This window comes from Bartonella sp. CL435QHHD (genome assembly GCF_042195095.1).
Lineage (GTDB): Bacteria > Pseudomonadota > Alphaproteobacteria > Rhizobiales > Rhizobiaceae > Bartonella.
Genome location: NZ_JBHINS010000021.1, coordinates 1 through 2979, shown reverse-complemented (window position 1 = coordinate 2979; position 2979 = coordinate 1). Strand labels below are relative to the sequence as shown.

Genomic DNA, 2979 nt, shown 5'->3' with positions numbered 1-2979 from the left:
AGCAGCCTTAACCACTGCTTCTTTTAAAATGCGCGTCATCTTATTCGGAACGCCTTTGACACGCCCTTGACCTGCCTTTGGTGGTATACGCTTTTTAATGGGTTGTGGAGCCTGATGTGTATTTTCTGATGTCATAAAATACGCCCTCCAGATAATAAAAAACCCCGCAAATGCGGGGATTCCAAACTGCACTGCCTCTCGTCTAGATACAGTACGACCAAGTACAGCAATGTCATTAAATACGATTTGCTACACTTTGTCAACACTAAAATAACACATATTGATAATTTCAAAGGGAATCGGTTAAACAGCGCTTATGAATAATTAAGGATCCAAAATAATGAAATCATTATCCATAACACGCATCATAACATTTATAGCTTTCTTTTCTATATCAGCGCTACCTGCATCAGCGTCATTTGGATTTATAGACAAATTGACGCGTATGTTTACAAGTGTAGATACTATAGAGAAGTATAATCAACTTTACGACAAATACGCGAGTAAAGAATATACTGGCTTTACGCATTTTAATAAGCTAAGCCAAGCACAAGAATTTGTATACAGCCGTGGCCATCATAAGATGCCTTCCAAATTTGATCCTGTATTGCATCGTCACGTATTCGTTATTTTATGTGGACGCTTTGTGAATTTATTGCGGGGTGAGTATAATGAAGAAATGTCATGGGCAATGCTACCCAATGTAATAAGTCGTTTACGTTATGAACATAATTGGAGTGAAAGAGATTTTATGTGGGCATACAACGAATCCAATAACAGCAAAAATCCAATGATTTATTATGCAAAAAAATTTCTTAGTAATTCGACTGGAACTGGCATTAGCCCCAAAACACAAATGATAGTTGTAGTATCTGACGTGAGCACCGGTGATTATGAAAACACTAAACAAGTCGCTAGATTTTGCAGAGACTTACCAACGATATATGATATAATGAAACCGTAATAGAGATTGTCATTTACGATCAAAATGTTTCTGAAGCACATTAAGAGCAACACGCAGCGAATTCACAAGATGTGGTAACATTTGATCTTCTATCACGAGGTACTGTAGCGCAGCATGAAGATTATACTGTCTATAGAGGCATTGGGCTTCTTTTAGTGCCTCTTGCGTGTTTATAAACTGCTCTGTTGCAAATGCTACCCACTTATCTCTTGCCTTATCATCTGAAGATGACGGCATTTCGTCATAAATCGCATTAGGCAAGCCTTTTGCACAAAGGTAATCGTTTCTTATCTGTAGATATTGCTGGGCGGCGTCATATTGCTCTTGTGTAAGCACGCCTTGCAAGCAAAGCCGCCCTATGTAAGACCCAGAAAGTGGATTTTTTGCCTCCTGTAGCGTTAAACCGAAGCGCTTTGCACGCATTTCTATTGCCAATTTATCAACGGCTTCACGCGGTGCTTTTGCACGTGATATACGTCCGTTTGGTTCTCTTACCTGCCCTGCTATTTTAGGGCGTCCCCTCTTTTTATTTTTTTTCATAACACCGCCTTTTATTTAAAAAGGAACACTGTCATTCATAACGGTATGGGGCGTATCAAGAGGTCTGTAAATGCTTCTGTCATAAGCAGATGACTGATCTTGATTATCATCATTTTTGCCATCTAAAAGCTTTAACTCGCCTTTGTACTGAGGCAATATGACTTCTGTTACATAGCGATCAACACCGTTTTTATCTTGCCATTTGCGTGTCTGTAATTTTCCTTCTACGTAAACTTTTGAACCTTTGTTTAGATACTGGAGTGCTATTTTTGCAAGATGTGGATTAAACACCACAATGGAATGCCATTCGGTTTTGTCTATTCTTTTATTGGTTGCCTTGTCTGTATAGCTCTCAGACGTTGCCATTCGAAAATTGACCACCTCGATGCCAGATGACATTGTTTTGCTTTCTGGATTGGCACCTAAATGACCAATTAAAATCACTTTATTAAGCATGTTTGTAAGTCCCATTAAATGATGTAAAGATCATAACATGTTTTATGTGTTTTTACAATGTTTTCAGTTATCTAATAACAATTATTTAATGTTTTACATTATGTGCTAAATCACTAAAGCGTGTAAAATCGGATTGAAAGGCAAGGGGAACGATTCCTGTCGGACCATGGCGTTGTTTTGCTATAATAACCTCGGCTTTACCCTTGGCTTGCTCCATTGCATCTTGCCATTTGCTATACTCAGCAGTGCCTTCTTTGGGTTCTTCATTTTTGAGATAATATTCTTCACGATAAACGAACAGAACAATGTCGGCATCTTGCTCGATTGAACCAGATTCACGTAAATCAGAGAGTTGCGGACGTTTATCGGTTCGGTTTTCAACTTGACGTGAAAGTTGTGACAGAGCAATGATGGGAATATTGAGTTCTTTTGCAAGTGCTTTTAATCCGGTGGTAATGGCTGTAATTTCTTGAACGCGGTTTTCTAATGAACGCTTTGAAACGCTTGTCATGAGTTGGATATAATCGATAATCAAGACATCTAGACCATGTTGTCGTTTAAGACGCCTTGCACGGGCGGCCAATTGTGCAAGGGAGACACCCCCCGTTTGATCAATATAAAGAGGGATTGTTGGTAAGGAACGCATTGCGTGAATAATTTTTGCAAATTGCTCTTCTGATATATTACCACGGCGCATATCAGAAGAAGAAACCTTTATTTGCTCTGAGATAATACGAGTTGCAAGCTGTTCTGTTGACATCTCAAGTGAGAAGAAACCAACAATACCCCCTTCATTGGCTTGGCTGTTATCATGACGCTTGCAAGCATTGGCAATATTAAAAGCAATATTGGTAGCCAGTGAGGTCTTCCCCATTCCAGGGCGCCCCGCAAGGATAATCAAATCAGATGCTTGTAGCCCTCCCATTTTCTCATCAAGGGTTTTGATATGGGTAGCTATCCCTGAGAGCCTTGAGGAACGCTTTTTCGCTGCACTTGCCATGTTAAGTGCTTTTGCAATG

Annotated in this window: 4 protein-coding genes; 1 reads left to right on the top strand and 3 read right to left on the bottom strand. The window is 39.6% G+C overall.

Going from position 1 to position 2979, the window contains the following annotated elements; translation table 11 throughout:
• Positions 1-340: 340 nt before the first annotated feature.
• Positions 341-964: a hypothetical protein gene (locus ACFILH_RS00755; protein WP_026017333.1), complete on the top strand. Its 624-nt coding sequence runs from the start codon at positions 341-343 to the stop codon at positions 962-964.
• A gap of 9 nt (positions 965-973) precedes the next feature.
• Here the strand turns inward: ACFILH_RS00755 and ACFILH_RS00750 are convergent, their stop codons facing one another.
• The 3 genes from ACFILH_RS00750 to ACFILH_RS00740 all read right to left on the bottom strand — a co-directional run.
• On the bottom strand, positions 974-1504 hold the full coding sequence (locus ACFILH_RS00750) for a hypothetical protein (protein WP_375663006.1): 531 nt from the start codon (positions 1502-1504) through the stop codon (positions 974-976).
• Positions 1505-1519: 15 nt separating this feature from the next.
• Entirely contained in the window at positions 1520-1960 is a 441-nt protein-coding gene (ssb, locus tag ACFILH_RS00745; protein ID WP_375667221.1) for a single-stranded DNA-binding protein, read from the bottom strand.
• Positions 1961-2045: 85 nt separating this feature from the next.
• Positions 2046-2979: replicative DNA helicase (locus ACFILH_RS00740; protein ID WP_375667220.1), on the bottom strand; the 934-nt coding region annotated here is incomplete at its 5' end.